The organism is Sideroxydans sp. (assembly GCF_054604835.1).
The window spans coordinates 225,927-240,893 of sequence record NZ_JBTSFG010000005.1 but is presented as its reverse complement, the minus strand read 5'-3'; the positions used below and the strand labels follow the sequence as shown (position 1 = coordinate 240,893).

The following is a 14,967-nucleotide window of genomic DNA, read 5'->3' as shown; positions in this document are numbered from 1 at the left end:
TTTTATTTCCGCCTGAACGCATGCTACCAGCTTTCAAAACAGTAATAACCTTGTTGCAAATCAGGCTATCAATCCTTGCCGAACAGATCGCGGCTATACACCTTGTCCACCACGTCGCGGATATCGTCGGTGATGCGATTCGCCACGATCACATCCGCCTCGCGTTTGAACTGTGCCAGGTCGTTCACCACGCGCGAATGGAAGAAGCTGTCTTCCTTCAACGCGGGTTCATACACGATGACCTCGATACCCTTGGCCTTGATGCGCTTCATGATGCCCTGGATGCTGCTCGACCTGAAGTTGTCCGAGCCGCTCTTCATCACCAGCCTGTGGATACCGACGATCTTGGGATTGCGCTTGAGGATGTCGAAAGCGACGAAGTCCTTGCGCGTGGTGTTGGACTCGACGATGGCGTGAATGAGGTTCTGCGGCACATCGCTGTAGTTCGCCAGCAGTTGCTTGGTGTCCTTGGGCAGGCAATAGCCGCCGTAGCCGAAGGAGGGATTATTGTAATGGTCGCCGATACGCGGATCGAGGCTGACACCCTGGATGATCTGCAGCGTATCCAGTCCGTGCGTGGCGGCATAGGTATCCAGCTCGTTGAAGTAGGCGACACGCATGGCCAGATAGGTGTTGGCGAACAGCTTGATCGCCTCGGCTTCGGTGGAATCGGTGAACAGGGTAGCGATGTCCTGCTTGACCGCGCCTTGCTGCAACAATCCGGCGAAAGTTTCGGCACGCTTGGAGCGCTCGCCGATGACGATGCGCGAGGGATGCAGGTTGTCGTGTAAAGCGCGGCCTTCGCGCAGGAACTCGGGCGAGAAGATCAGGTTGTCGCAGTGGAACTGTTCGCGCGCCTTGGCTGTGTAACCCACAGGAACGGTGGATTTGATGATCATCACCGCCTTGGGGTTGATGCTCATCACATCCTTGATCACCGCCTCGATAGAGCGGGTGTTGAAATAGTTGGTCTCGGGATCGTAATCGGTCGGTGTGGCGATGATGATGTAGTCCGCACCGGTATAGGCATCGACCTTGTCCAGCGTGGCGCGGAAGTTCAGCATCTTGTGCTGCAGGTAGTCTTCGATCTCGACGTCTTCGATGGGCGACTGCTTGCGGTTCAGCATCGCTACCTTCTCGGGGAGGATGTCGAGCGCGACGACTTCGTTATGCTGGGCCAACAGGATGGCGTTGGAGAGTCCGACGTAGCCGGTGCCGGCGATTGCGATCTTCATAGGTAAATATCCGGAGTGATCTGTTTGATATTGGAACAGACGCAGTTTACCGGAATTTGACAGTATTCCGTGTCAGGCTGTGCCCAGCATCGCTTTCAATTTTGCCAGCTTGTCCATGCCTTCCGACTTGCTCACCGCAGGTGCACTACCAACCTGCGACACCCCGGCGAACACGATATCTTCCTGCGGCAACTCTGCGATGAAGCGGCTGGGCTCACAACCGGCCGATTCCTTGCCGCGTTTGCGCCGCGTGCAATAACTGATCTGCAAGGAGCGCTGCGCGCGGGTGATGCCTACATACATCAGCCGCCGCTCTTCCTCGATCTGTTCCGGCTCCTCGCTGCGTTCATGCGGCAGGATGCCTTCCTCGACGCCCACCAAGTACACATGGCCGTACTCCAGCCCCTTGGAGGCATGCAGGGTGGAGAGCGATACCGCGTCCAGCTCCTTGTCCTGTGATTCGAGCAGGTTGAGCAGGGCGATCAACTGCGTCATGGCGATCATGCTCTTGTCATCCGCCTCGGACTTGCGGTTCATCCAGCCCGTGAAATCCTGCACGTTCTTCCACTTGTTCTCGGCCTGCTTCGGCTCGAAGCTGTCGAACAGCCAGGTCTCGTAATCGATGGCGGCGAGCAGGTCGTTCATCACCTCGTTGCACGGCTCCTTGTCGGCGCGCGACTGCATGCGGTTGATGAAGTTGCAGAAAGTGATCAAATCCTCGTGCTGGCGCGGCAGCAGCAGTTCCGCCATGACCGGCTCGAACGCCGCCTCGAACAGGCTGATGTGGCGCGTACCCGCATGCGTCGCCAGCTTCTCCAGCGTACTGTTGCCTACACCGCGCTTGGGCGTGGTGATGGCGCGGATGAAAGCCGGATCGTCATCTGGGTTGGCGATCAGCCGCAGGTAGGCGGTCAGGTCCTTAATCTCGGCATGGTCGAAGAACGAGGTGCCGCCGCTGACGGTATAAGGCACCTTGTGCGTGCGCAACTGTTGTTCGAACACGCGCGACAGATGGTTGCTGCGATAAAGGATGGCGTAATCGGCAAAGCGCGTGCGGTGTTCGAATTTGTGCGCCAGCAAGCGCAGCACCACCGATTCCGCCTCGTTCTCTTCGTCCTTGGCCGCGAACACCCGTACCGGATCGCCGGGACCGTGTTCGCTCCACAGCTTCTTCTCGAACAGCTTCGTGTTGTTCTTGATCAGCTGGTTGGCGCTGTGCAGGATGCGCTGCGAGGAGCGGTAGTTCTGCTCCAGCTTAATCACCTGCAGGCTGGGGTAGTCCTTCTGCAGATTGCTCAGGTTGGCCGTGCTCGCGCCACGCCAGGCGTAGATCGCCTGATCGTCGTCGCCTACAGCGGTAAGCGCCGCGCGGTCACCCGCCAGCAGCTTCATCATCTGGTACTGGCAATCGTTGGTGTCCTGATATTCGTCCACCAGCAGATAGCGGAAACGGTGCTGCCAGCGTTCGGCCACCTCGGCATTGCCCTGGAACAGTTCCACCGGCAGGCGGATCAAGTCGTCGAAATCCACCGACTGGTAGGCGCGCAGCGTCTCCTGATAGCGCTGGTAGAGCAGGGCGAGGCGCTGCTGCTCCTCGTTCTCGGCCATGCTCTGCGCCTGCGCCGGGGTGAGGAAGGCCGCCTTCCAGTTCGACATCACGCTCTGCGCGGTGCGGATCTCCTGCTTGTCCGGGCTACCCAGCAGCTCGCTGATGATCTTTCCGGTGTCGGCCGTATCGAAGATGGAGAACTGTTTCTTGTAGCCGATATGCGTTGCTTCCTCGCGCAGTATCTGCATGCCCAGCGCATGGAAGGTACTGATGGTCAGTCCCTTTGCTTCGCGCCCGCCCAGCAGCTTGCCCACGCGCTCCTTCATCTCGTTGGCCGCCTTGTTCGTGAAGGTGATGGCCGCGACATTGCGCGCCGGATAGCCGCACTCGTTGATCAGGTAGGCGATCTTGTGCGTGATCACGCCGGTCTTGCCGCTGCCCGCACCGGCCAGTACCAGCAAGGGCGAACCCAGATGCTTGACGGCCGCGCGTTGGGTGGGATTGAGTTTGCTTAACATTGAGATGCCCGGGGACTGCCTAGCGCGTAAAGTGCCTGCAACAAAGATGCGAAATGATGTGGATATTGATTCATAATCGTGCCTGACGACTTCGCCAGATGATTGCAATCCAACCAACGAAGAAGCGGCCCGTATGCTACCAGATGCCAACCCGATCTACGGTGAATCACCCCGGTGCGATCTTCATGCGGATTTGCATGAGATCGTTGCAAGACATTGCGGCGAAAAGACTAATCTGCTGCAGTTACTGATCGAAGTGCAAGCCTGTGCCGGCTACATTCCGGACGATGCCGCCTCCTATATTGCCGCCACGCTAGCCATTCCGCGTTCCCGCATCGAGAGCGTCGCTTCCTTCTATTCCTTCCTGCACTTGCATCCGGCCGGCGAATATCGCGTGCTGTTCTCCGACAACATCACCGACCGCATGCTGGGCAATCAGGACCTGATGGAACAGATGTGCCGCCAACTGTGGGTGCAACCCGGCAAGGTCTCCGAAGACGGTCTGCTCAGCATCAACACCACCTCTTGTACAGGCATGTGCGACCAGGGGCCGGCCATGCTGGTCAACGGGCACGCCATCACCCGGCTCGGTTCGCAACGCATACAAGAGATCGGCCAGTTGATCCGCAACCGCACACCGGTCGCAGAATGGCCGGAAGACTATTTCAAGGTGGAGAACAACATCCGCCGTGGCGGGCTGATCCTGGATAACAAGCTCGCCTATGGCCAAGTACTGCAAGCCACGCGCGCGGTCGCGCCCGCAACCATCATCGACACCATCAAGGGATCGAACCTGCGCGGACGCGGCGGGGCGGGCTTCCCCACCGGCATGAAATGGGCAGCCTGCCGCGATGCCCAGGGTGATGCGCATTACGTGGTGTGCAACGCAGACGAGGGCGAGCCCGGCACCTTCAAGGACCGCGTGCTGCTGACCACCCAGGCTGATCTGGTGTTCGAAGGCATGACCTTATGCGCGCGCGCAGTCGGCGCGAAGAAAGGCTTCCTCTACCTGCGCGGCGAATACCGCTACCTGTTGGGCCACCTGCATGCCGTACTGCAGCGGCGGCGCGACAGCGAACTGCTGGGCGAGAGCATATTGGGCGAGCAGGGCTTCGATTTCGACATCGAGATCCATCTCGGTGCCGGGGCCTACATATGCGGCGAAGAATCTGCCCTCATCGAATCGCTGGAAGGCAAACGCGGCGTGCCGCGCAACCGTCCGCCGTTCCCGGTCACCCACGGCTACCTGCAGCAACCCACCGCCGTGGACAACGTCGAAACCTTCTGCCAGGCCGTGCTGGCGCTGCACATGGGCGCGACTGCCTATCGCGCCATAGGCACGGAAAAATCCAGCGGCAGCAAACTCATCTCCGTCTCGGGCGATTGCGCCAGCCCGGGCATCTATGAATATCCGTTCGGTGTCAGCGTGCGCCAGATCCTCAGCGACTGCGGCGCAGTCAACACGCGTGCCGTACAGATCAGCGGCCCGTCCGGCATCTGTATCGGCGAACACGAGTTCGAGCGCAAACTGGGCTTCGAAGACCTGCCCACCGCCGGCGCCTTCATGGTGTTCGACGACAGTCGCGACATGTTCGAGGTGGCGCGCAACTTCGTGCATTTCTTCGCGCATGAGAGCTGCGGATTCTGCACCCCGTGCCGCGTCGGCACCTCGATGCTGAAACAGACCATGGACAAAGTCGCCGCCGGACACGGCACCCAGCACGACCTGACCGAGATCGAAAATCTCGACCATGTATTGCAGACCACCTCGCACTGCGGCCTCGGTCGCACCGCCTGCAACCCGGTGCTGCACACCCTCAAACATTTCCGCCCGGCCTACGAATCGCGCCTGAAATCGCTGGATTTCGAACCGGCCTTCGACCTCGACGGCGCACTGGCCCGCGCTAGGCAGATGACCGGACGCGACGATGCCGGGGCACACCTGAAGGAAAACGAATGACCGACACCTTCCATTTGGACGGCGTAGCCGTCCCGTTCGAACCCGGTCAGACCGTGATGCAGGCGGCACTGGCTGCCGACCATTACATCCCGCACTTGTGCTATCACCCGGAATTCAAGCCGCACGGTAGCTGCAAGCTGTGCACGGTCAAGGTCAACGGTCGCACCATGGCCTCCTGCACCATGCCGGCCGAGGCCGGACTGGAAGTGGAAAGCGAGATCGAAGAACTCAACGCACTGCGCCGCACATTGGTGCAGATGCTGTTCGCCGAAGGCAACCATTTCTGCCCATCCTGCGAGAAGAGCGGCAACTGCATGCTGCAGGCGCTGGGCTACGACCTTGAAGTGCACGCCGCCGGTTTTCGCCACCAGTATCCAGACCGGCCGCTGGACGCCTCGCATCCCGACATCCTGCTCGACTTCAACCGCTGCATCCTGTGCGAACTGTGCGTGCGCGCCTCCAGCGAGGTGGATGGCAAGAACGTGTTCGCCCTGGCAGGGCGAGGCAACAGCAAGCACCTCATCGTGAATGCTGAATCCGGCCAGCTCAAGGACACCGACATCGCGCTCAGCGACAAAGCCATGCAGGTCTGCCCGGTCGGCGTGATCCTGCCCAAACGCGTCGGCTTCAGCCAGCCTATCGGCGCACGCCGCTACGATGCAAGCCCCATCAGCGCGCAAGCACTGGAAGACGCGCCGCGTCCGCCGTCGGGAGCGGAACATGACTGACAAGAAGAAACTGCGCATCGCGACCACTTCGCTGGCGGGCTGCTTCGGCTGCCACATGTCCATCCTGGACATCGACGAACGGCTGTTCCCGCTGCTCGAACTGGTCGAGTTCGATCGTTCGCCGATCACCGACATCAAGCACTGCGGCCCGTGCGACATCGGCATCGTCGAGGGCGGCATCTGCAACGCGGAGAACGTGCACGTGCTGCGCGAGTTCCGCAAGAACTGCAAGGTGCTCATCGCCATCGGTGCCTGTGCCATCAACGGCGGATTGCCTGCCCAGCGTAACCACCTCGACCTCAGCGCCTGTCTCACCGAGGTCTACCTCACCGAGCCGGGACTGATACACGGCCACATCCCCAACGACCCCGAGCTGCCGTTGCCGTTGGACAAGGTGCATCCGCTGCACGAAGTGGTGAAGGTCGATTACTTCATCCCCGGCTGCCCACCCTCCGGCGACGCAATCTGGAAGTTCCTCACCGACCTTATCTCGGGCAAGACACCCGAGCTTGGGCATGGGCTGATCCATTACGACTGAAACAAGTGCAAAATGCCAGCGCACTCGCACACACCCAAAATCAAGATGTGCCTATGACTCAAGCAGACAGCAAAGCCCCCATCCATCGTCTGGCACTGCGCGTGAAGGACACCGCGCAGCTGTTCAACTCCATGGACCCGACCCCGTTCCTGAACAAGGACCTTGATCCGCGTGCCAACGAATTCATCGAATCCTGGGCCTCGACACATCCGGTCAACAGCCGCTTCCATCTCACCATCCATCTGGAACAATGGCCCGCAGACGGCGACCCGACCGCGATGCTGACCAGTGCCGTCCACAACCACTTCATCTACAAAGCCGAACTCACCCGCCGAAGATTGCGCCAAGTATTGAATCAAGGCCGTATGAGTTTGCTCATCGGCATCACCTTCGTTTCGCTGTGTCTGATCGCGGCGGATTTCATCGGTGGTCTGGGGGAGGGGGCCGGTTACCGCATCGCCCGCGAAAGCCTCACCATCGTCGGCTGGGTCGCCATGTGGCGGCCGATGCAGATATTCCTTTACGACTGGTGGCCCATGCAGCGCAAGATCCGCCTGTTCATGCGGCTGGGCAGTGCGCATGTGCAAGTGGTACAGGGCAAGTAAGTGAAGTTCGGCATAATGGTTTGGATGTGACTTTGCTGTTAGATTGCGGCGCGCAACATAAAAGGGAAGGGAAACATGGAAATCTACGTTTACTGGTTCTTGCTGGCACTGGTGCTGGTCGGCCTTGAGATCGCCACCGGCACTTTCTACCTGCTGGTATTGGCTGTTGCGCTGGCCGTGGGTGGCGCCGCCGCAGTGCTGGGAGCAGCCATGGTGTGGCAATTCGTGTGCAGTGCGGTGACCGGTGTCGCAGGCATCGTCATGTTGCGGCGCTGGAAAAACAGCCAGGCCAGCAAAGCGCCGGAAGTCGGCCTGGACATCGGCCTGCCCGTAAAAGTCATCAAGTGGAACGACGATGGCTCAGCCCGAGTGTTCTATCGGGGGGCAGAATGGGATGCCGAAACCGAATCCACCGATACCCCGCACGAAGGCACGCTCTACATCAAAGCGGTGCACGGCTCCGGTCTGGTACTGACGAACAACAAGCAACAATAAGGAGGCAACATGGAAATCGCTCTGTTCATACTGGCCGCAGCCATCATCTTTGTCATCAAGGCGCTCAAAGTCGTGCCACAGCAGAATTCCTGGGTGGTTGAACGTCTCGGTAAATTCCACGTGGCCCTGTCACCCGGCCTGAACATCGTCATCCCGTTCATCGACCGGGTCGCCTACAAGCACATGCTCAAGGAAGTCCCGCTCGACGTGCCCAGTCAGGTCTGCATCACCAAGGACAACACCCAGCTGCAGGTGGACGGCATCCTGTATTTCCAGGTTACCGATCCCCGCCTGGCCTCCTATGGCACCAGCAACTACATCATGGCCATCACCCAACTCGCCCAGACCACCTTGCGTTCGGTCATCGGCAAGATGGAATTGGACAAGACCTTCGAAGAGCGCGACGACATCAACCGCGCCGTGGTGGCCGCATTGGACGAGGCGGCGACCAGTTGGGGTGTCAAAGTGTTGCGCTATGAGATCAAGGACCTGACACCGCCCAAAGAGATCCTGCACGCCATGCAGGCGCAGATCACCGCCGAGCGCGAGAAGCGCGCCCTGATCGCCGCCTCCGAAGGCCGCAAACAGGAACAGATCAACATCGCCACCGGCGAACGCGAAGCCTTCATCCAGCGTTCGGAAGGCGAGAAACAAGCCGCCATCAACACCGCGCAAGGCGAAGCCGCCGCCATCCTCGCCGTTGCCACAGCAAATGCCGAGGCCATCCAGAAAGTCGCACTAGCCATCCAGTCACCCGGCGGCATGGACGCCGTCAACCTCAAAGTCGCGGAACAATATGTCGAAGCCTTCGGCAAAGTCGCTCAGGAAGGCAACACCCTCATCCTGCCCGGCAACCTGGCGGACATGGGCGGCATGGTGGCGGCTGCGATGAGTATCGTAAAGGCACAGAAGTAGGGCGACTGCGCGGACTGTAGCCCCGCAAGACCATGCAAAAAAATGCCCCCGTCCTTTTCAGGGCGGGGGCAAGTGTCTTAACAAGGGGAAAGTTAAGACGTCACGCTCAGGGAGGAGAAACGTGAGGTAACTCTCGTTACTGACGTCATAGATAAGCAATCTCTAATAAAGTTCCACGCTGGGCAACATTTTTTTCGATATATACAAAATAGCCCTTGCGCACCGCGATCACCTGCCGGGCGCAGCGGAACGGGCATCAGGGCAAAGGTACGCTGCAGACCTGGTTGCGCCCGCGCCGTTTGGCTTCATAGAGCAGCACATCCGCCGCATCGATCAGGGCTTCCAGCGTTATCTCCGGCGCGCGAGTCGCGATGCCGAAGCTGGAAGTCATCGTCAACACGCTATCCCCCGCCTGAATGCGCATTTCGCTCACCGCGCGCCGCAAGCGCTCCGCATGGTTGGCGGCCTGCTGTGCATCGCTCTCCGGTAGCAGCAGGATGAACTCCTCGCCACCCCAGCGCGCCACCACGTCACTGCTGCGCGACATCCGCTTCAGCAGATTGGCCACCGCCACCAACGCCTCGTCGCCGGTCTTGTGCCCGTAGCGGTCGTTGATTGATTTGAAATGATCGATGTCCATCATCACCAGACTCAGCGGCCGGTCGTGTCGCGCCGCCGCGTCGAGCAGCGGATGCGCCGCCTCCAAAAACGCGCGCCGATTGTTCAATTGCGTCAGCGCATCCTGCCGCGCCACCTGTTCTGCCAGATAACGTGCCTCGCGGTGCTGGCGCATCCAGTGCGCCAAGGCCAGCGCCAGCAAGGTCGCCTCTATCACCAGGCCGATCTCTGCCGCGTGGAAAGTAAGTAAACCGAACGGGATCTTGCCCCACACCGCCAGCGCGGTGAGTCCCACGCCCAGCATGCCGAAGAAGGTGGCGAACAGGAAATAGTGCGCCGACGGCCGCTGTCTCAAGACGCTGACCACACCCAGCGCGAACATCCCCGCCGAGAAGGCGCTCATGCTCACGAAAGCCAGCAAACCGGCCAGCAACTGGCTGCCCATCACCACCGCCAGCAGCATGCCGCCACCGGCGATGCCCATGCCCCAGCACACCACGCGCTGGGTGCGCGGCAGAAACTGCGCCAGCATCAAAAAGCGCGAAGCGAACAGCAGCCCGAACAAGTTGTAGACCACCATGGAGACCAGGATCACATAGCGCTGAAAATCCGTGGACTGCGGCCAAAGCCAGTCCGCACCATGCCCGGTGTAAGCCACGTTGCAGAACAGGATGCTCAGCAGTGCCAGCGCATAATAAAGATAGCTGCGCTCGCGCGTCCCGATGAACAACAGCAGGTTATAAGCGCCCAGCGCAATCAGAAAACCGAAGAAGAAACCGTAGAAATAACCGAACTGCAGCCGGCTCGCCGCAAAGTCGACAGGTGTCAGCACCGCCACCGGCAGCGCCATCGGATCGACCGAGGCCACCCGCAACAGCAACTCGCTACGCCCCGGCGGCAACTGCAACGGCAACACATAGCCCATGCCCGGCGTCAGCCCCGGCGCATCGGGCAATTCATCGCCGGTATGCACCGCATGGCGACTGCCATCCGCATGCACCACATACACATCCAGCCGGTCCAGCCAGGTCACGCCCGCCTGCAGCATGCGCTGCTGCACAGTACCCGTGTCGTTATCCAGCGCCAGATGCAACCACACCGGACGGGACCCGATACCGAAATCCGGCACCGGCATCGCCACCGGCGCGAAGCCGCCCGCCAGCAACTGCACCAGCGCCTCGTCCAGCCCCAGCGCAGCATCGCCCTCGACCAACTGCGCCGCATACACACCGAGCGAACCCGCTGGCAGATCCGACACGCGCAAAACATCCGCCGCCTTCGCCAGCGGCGGAACGAAACACAAAAAGAGAAGAAGCAGCTTCAGGAAGCTGGCAGTCAAAGTGTTCAACGGGAACCCAATTCAGGATGAATACCGATGCTACACACACGCTGAATAAACAAGCTTCAGCGCGACGCATCTTAGCACCGCACACACGTAAATGCAGTCTGCGTCATGCGCTGAATCGCCCTGATGAGCGGGGGGATATCTACGCATTTGCTCTATAGGCGGGGAGGGGCCTTACTGCTAATCTTCGGCACGGTCGTGAACCAAAAGGGAGACAGCATGAAGACACTATTGATCACCGGCGCCAATCGCGGCATCGGGCTGGAATTCTGCAAACAATATGCGGCGGCCGGCTGGCGCGTGCTGGCTTGCTGCCGCGATCCCGGCAAGGCGGATGCCCTCAACAAACTGGCGGCTAGCTATCCCGACCTCATCAAACTCCATTCCCTGACCGTCACCGACCACGCGCAGATCGAGCAACTTTCGCGCACGCTGGCCGATGAAACGATAGACCTGCTCATCAACAATGCAGGCGTCTATCCGGCGGCGGACAAACTCGGCTTTGGTAAAACCGACTATGCCGAATGGATGGCCGCATTCAACATCAACACCATGGCTCCGCTCAAGATGGTCGAAGCCTTCATCGAACAGATCGCGCGCAGCAAACTCAAACTCATCGTCACCATCACCAGCCAGATGGGCAGCATCGACGACAACAGCAGCGGCGGCAGCTACCTGTATCGCAGCAGCAAAGCCGCAGCCAACATGGTGGTCAAAAGCCTGGCCGTGGACCTGAAAGAAAAGGGCATCACCTCCGTGGCCTTCAACCCCGGCTGGGTCAAGACCGACATGGGCGGCCCCAACGCCATGATCACCGTCGAGCAAAGCGTGAGCGACATGCGCAAAGTCATCGACGGCCTCACACCAACGGACACGGGGAAATTCATCGGCAATGACGGGCTGGTGATTCCTTGGTGATGCCTGCGGCATAGGGGAATAGAGGTTTTGTAGCCAAGCTCAAACATCCCAATGGCAACTTGCCAATATCTCTTTTTGAGATATACTTTACGCCATGCACATCATTACCCATCGCCGGATCGTGACTGCGCAGCAGGCGCATCCTCAAAGCGCATCGGCTCTTGAGCAGTGGTATCGCCTGTGCAAAAAGGCTGAATGGCGAAACTTCTCGGAAGTGAGAGCGCTGTTCCCCAGTACGGATAAGGTGGGTGATGTATTCGTATTCGACATTGGCGGGAACAAGCTGCGTTTGATTGCTGCCATACACTTCAATACGGGGCGATTATTCATCAGAGCAGTATTGACGCACAAAGAGTATGACCAAGGAGGCTGGAAATGAACGCACGAGTTAAAACAGCAATAGAACATTGGGGCTATGTCGCCCCTCTGTTGCAACCTGCGCGCAATGCCAAAGAGTACGCACAATTGGTTGAAGCCCTTGATGCAGCAATCGATGCAGGCGGTGCTGATGAAAAGCATCCGCTTGCCAGACTGGTGGACTATCTCGGTGATCTGGTCGCGGAATATGAAGCCCGAGACAAAATGCCGAAAGCGGCAACAGGTGCAGAGGCGCTGCGCTATTTGATGCAACGCGATGGTCTGCGCCAAGTCGATCTTCCCGAGTTGGGTAGCCAAGGTGTCGTGTCTGAATTGTTATCCGGGCGACGTGAATTCAATGCGCGCCAGGCAAAAGAGTTGGCGTCACGTTTTGCTGTATCGGCTGCACTGTTCTTGTAAGAACATACCAACTCCGAGGAAAGACCTCGGCCAGTTTCTTCGCATAAATTCTTTCAGTCTCCCGCCCATCTTGGCATAATCCGCCCTCGCAAATTTCACCCCTAGCCCTCGCAGTTCAGAGGGCTATTTAATTCAGTAGATCGAGAAACATGCTCCCATCCATAGAACAACGCCTTGCCGCCGAGATCGCGGCTAAACCTGCTCAAATCGCTGCTGCCATCGAATTGCTAGACGAGGGCGCGACCGTGCCTTTCATCTCGCGTTATCGCAAAGAGGCGACGGGCGGGCTGGACGATATTCAACTGCGCTTGCTGGAAGAGCGGCTGCGTTATCTGCGCGAGTTGGAAGAGCGGCGCGCGGCGATCATCGCTTCCATCACCGAGCAGGGCAAGATGACGCCGGAGCTGATGAAGGCAGTGTCGCTGGCCACTGACAAGACGCATCTGGAAGATCTGTATCTGCCCTACAAGCCGAAGCGCAGAACCCGCGCGCAGATCGCGCTGGAGGCGGGTTTGGAGCCGTTGGCGAACGAATTGCTGGCGAACCCGACGTTGAATCCGGAAGTGGAGGCGGCCAAGTATCTGCGCGAGCCATTCACCAGCGAGGCGGGCGATGCCAACCCCGGCGTGGCGGATACCAAGGCGGCGCTGGATGGCGCGCGGCAGATCTTGATGGAGCGCTTCGCCGAGGACGCGAACCTGCTGCAATCGTTGCGCGAATATGTGCAGCAGCACGGCGTGGTGCAGTCCAAAGTCATCGAGGGTAAGAACGACGCGGCGGAGAAGTACGCCGACTATTTCGATTATTCAGAATCCATCAACACCATCCCTTCGCACCGCGCGCTGGCGGTTTTCCGCGGTCGCCGCGAAGAGATGCTGAATGTTGAGCTGCGGCTGGATACGGAAGAAGAGAAACCCACCTGGGGCGCGCCGCACAATCCGTGCGAGATGCGCATCGCCGCGCGTTTCAACATCAAGGACATGAACCGTCCCGCCGACCGCTGGCTGCTGGACACCGTGCGCTGGACCTGGCGCGTGAAGATGTTCATGCATCTGGAGACCGAGCTGATGGGCGCGCTGCGCAGCAAGGCCGACACCGAGGCCATCAACGTGTTCGCCCTCAACCTCAAAGCCCTGTTGCTGGCCGCACCCGCCGGGCCGCGCGTGACCATGGGGCTGGACCCCGGCCTGCGCACCGGCGTGAAGGTGGCGGTGGTGGACGAGACCGGCAAGGTGGTGGCGACCGACACCATCTATCCGCACCAGCCAAGAAATGATTGGGATGGGTCGCTGCATGCGCTGGCCAATCTCGCGAAGAAGCACAATGTGACGCTCATCTCCATCGGCAACGGCACCGCCTCGCGCGAGACCGACCGACTGGCGCGCGACCTCATCAAGCTGCATCCGGAATTGAAGATGAGCAGCATCGTCGTTTCCGAAGCGGGGGCCTCGGTGTATTCCGCCTCCGAGTTCGCTTCCAAGGAATTGCCCGAGCTGGATGTGAGCCTGCGCGGCGCGGTGTCCATCGCGCGCCGTCTGCAAGACCCGCTGGCCGAGCTGGTTAAGATAGATCCCAAGTCCATCGGCGTAGGCCAATACCAGCACGATGTGAGCCAGTTCCAGTTGGCGCGTTCGCTGGATGCGGTGGTGGAAGACTGCGTGAACGCGGTGGGCGTGGATGTGAACACGGCGTCTGCACCTTTGCTGGCGCGCGTCTCCGGTCTTTCTGCCAGCGTGGCGCAGGCCATCGTGCATCACCGCGATGCCAAGGGCCGCTTCGCCTCGCGCGCCGAACTGCGCGACGTGCCGCGCCTGGGCGAGAAGACTTTCGAGCAGGCGGCAGGCTTCCTGCGCATCATGGGCGGCAACGATCCGCTCGATGCTTCGGCTGTTCACCCGGAATCGTATCCGCTGGTGCAAGCGATCCTTGAAGACATCAAGCAGGACATCAAGGGTGTGATCGGCAACAGCAGCCTGTTGAAATCGCTCACTGCGGCCAAGTACGCGAACGAGCAGTTCGGTATCCCGACTGTCAGCGACATCCTCAAGGAACTGGAAAAACCCGGCCGCGACCCGCGCCCCGAGTTCACCACCGCGACCTTCAAGGAAGGCGTGGAAGAACTCAAAGACCTGCTGCCGGACATGATCCTCGAAGGCGTGGTGACCAACGTGGCGGCATTCGGCGCGTTCGTGGACATCGGCGTGCATCAGGATGGTCTGGTGCACATCTCCGCGCTTGCCGACAAATTTGTGAAAGACCCGCACACGGTGGTGAAAGCAGGACAGGTGGTGAAGGTGAAAGTGTTGGAGGTAGACGTGAAGCGCAAGCGCATCGCGCTGACCATGCGCTTGACGGATGCAGCCCCGCAGGCGGGCAGCAAGCCGGAAGCACAGCGTCCACAGCGCGACGAGCGCGGGCAGGGCAGAGCCGCTGGCGGCAAGCCCGCCCAGCGCGCACCGGCACCTGCCGCGATGGGCGGGGCGATGGCGGCAGCGTTCGCGAAACTGAAGGGCTAGGACCAGACGTGAAGCCGGAAGCGCTACAACTGCTGGTGACGCGCACTATGCCTTACGGCAAGTATCAGGGCCGGTTGATCGCCGACCTGCCGGGCAACTATCTGAACTGGATGGCGCGCAGCGGTTTCCCGAAAGGGGAACTGGGGCAGTTGCTGGCGCTGATGCACGAGCTGGATCACAACGGTCTTTCTTCGCTGCTCGATCCGCTACGCAAGCGGGAATGAGCGCACAATGAACCTCGTGCTTGAGC

Annotated in this window: 14 protein-coding genes; 11 read left to right on the top strand and 3 right to left on the bottom strand. The window is 60.0% G+C overall.

What is annotated here, in order from left to right; genetic code table 11:
• Positions 1–68: 68 nt before the first annotated feature.
• Together ACYCZ5_RS10240 and ACYCZ5_RS10235 are read right to left on the bottom strand one after the other, a co-directional pair.
• A complete protein-coding gene (locus ACYCZ5_RS10240) occupies positions 69–1,235 on the bottom strand; it encodes a nucleotide sugar dehydrogenase (RefSeq protein ID WP_461544699.1) in 1,167 nt (388 codons plus the stop codon).
• 72 nt (positions 1,236–1,307) lie between these two features.
• On the bottom strand, positions 1,308–3,302 hold the full coding sequence (locus ACYCZ5_RS10235; RefSeq protein ID WP_461544698.1) for a UvrD-helicase domain-containing protein: 1,995 nt from the start codon (positions 3,300–3,302) through the stop codon (positions 1,308–1,310).
• 133 nt (positions 3,303–3,435) lie between these two features.
• Between ACYCZ5_RS10235 and ACYCZ5_RS10230 the strand changes: the two genes are divergently transcribed.
• From ACYCZ5_RS10230 to ACYCZ5_RS10205, 6 genes are all read left to right on the top strand, one after another.
• Positions 3,436–5,262, top strand: coding sequence for an NAD(P)H-dependent oxidoreductase subunit E (locus tag ACYCZ5_RS10230; protein ID WP_461544697.1), 1,827 nt, complete (start codon positions 3,436–3,438; stop codon positions 5,260–5,262).
• On the top strand, positions 5,259–5,990 hold the full coding sequence (locus tag ACYCZ5_RS10225) for a 2Fe-2S iron-sulfur cluster-binding protein (protein ID WP_461544696.1): 732 nt from the start codon (positions 5,259–5,261) through the stop codon (positions 5,988–5,990). Before ACYCZ5_RS10230 ends, ACYCZ5_RS10225 begins: the two co-directional genes overlap by 4 nt.
• Positions 5,983–6,528 carry an NADH-quinone oxidoreductase subunit B family protein gene (locus tag ACYCZ5_RS10220; protein WP_461544695.1) on the top strand — a complete coding sequence of 182 codons (546 nt, stop codon included), beginning with the start codon at positions 5,983–5,985 and terminating at the stop codon, positions 6,526–6,528. Before ACYCZ5_RS10225 ends, ACYCZ5_RS10220 begins: the two co-directional genes overlap by 8 nt.
• A 53-nt stretch (positions 6,529–6,581) precedes the next feature.
• On the top strand, positions 6,582–7,133 hold the full coding sequence (locus tag ACYCZ5_RS10215) for a hypothetical protein (RefSeq protein ID WP_461544694.1): 552 nt from the start codon (positions 6,582–6,584) through the stop codon (positions 7,131–7,133).
• A 75-nt stretch (positions 7,134–7,208) separates the two neighbouring features.
• A complete protein-coding gene (locus ACYCZ5_RS10210) occupies positions 7,209–7,628 on the top strand; it encodes an NfeD family protein (RefSeq protein WP_461544693.1) in 420 nt (139 codons plus the stop codon).
• A gap of 9 nt (positions 7,629–7,637) precedes the next feature.
• Positions 7,638–8,543 (top strand): SPFH domain-containing protein, encoded by a 906-nt coding sequence (locus tag ACYCZ5_RS10205; RefSeq protein ID WP_461544692.1) that lies wholly within the window; start codon positions 7,638–7,640, stop codon positions 8,541–8,543.
• A 256-nt stretch (positions 8,544–8,799) separates the two neighbouring features.
• Here the strand turns inward: ACYCZ5_RS10205 and ACYCZ5_RS10200 are convergent, their stop codons facing one another.
• Positions 8,800–10,509: a diguanylate cyclase gene (locus ACYCZ5_RS10200; protein WP_461544691.1), complete on the bottom strand. Its 1,710-nt coding sequence runs from the start codon at positions 10,507–10,509 to the stop codon at positions 8,800–8,802.
• A gap of 216 nt (positions 10,510–10,725) precedes the next feature.
• Here ACYCZ5_RS10200 and ACYCZ5_RS10195 point away from each other — a divergent pair, with 216 nt between their 5' ends.
• The 5 genes from ACYCZ5_RS10195 (at position 10,726) to ACYCZ5_RS10175 (ending at position 14,941) form a co-directional block, all read left to right on the top strand.
• On the top strand, positions 10,726–11,424 hold the full coding sequence (locus ACYCZ5_RS10195) for an SDR family oxidoreductase (RefSeq protein WP_461544690.1): 699 nt from the start codon (positions 10,726–10,728) through the stop codon (positions 11,422–11,424).
• A 94-nt stretch (positions 11,425–11,518) separates the two neighbouring features.
• Entirely contained in the window at positions 11,519–11,803 is a 285-nt protein-coding gene (locus ACYCZ5_RS10190; RefSeq protein WP_461544689.1) for a type II toxin-antitoxin system HigB family toxin, read from the top strand.
• A complete protein-coding gene (locus ACYCZ5_RS10185) occupies positions 11,800–12,201 on the top strand; it encodes a helix-turn-helix domain-containing protein (protein WP_461544688.1) in 402 nt (133 codons plus the stop codon). Before ACYCZ5_RS10190 ends, ACYCZ5_RS10185 begins: the two co-directional genes overlap by 4 nt.
• A gap of 149 nt (positions 12,202–12,350) precedes the next feature.
• Positions 12,351–14,717 carry a Tex family protein gene (locus tag ACYCZ5_RS10180; RefSeq protein ID WP_461544687.1) on the top strand — a complete coding sequence of 789 codons (2,367 nt, stop codon included), beginning with the start codon at positions 12,351–12,353 and terminating at the stop codon, positions 14,715–14,717.
• Positions 14,718–14,725: 8 nt separating this feature from the next.
• Complete coding sequence (locus ACYCZ5_RS10175) at positions 14,726–14,941, top strand: DUF3820 family protein (RefSeq protein ID WP_461544686.1); 216 nt, start codon at positions 14,726–14,728, stop codon at positions 14,939–14,941.
• Positions 14,942–14,967 lie beyond the last annotated feature (26 nt).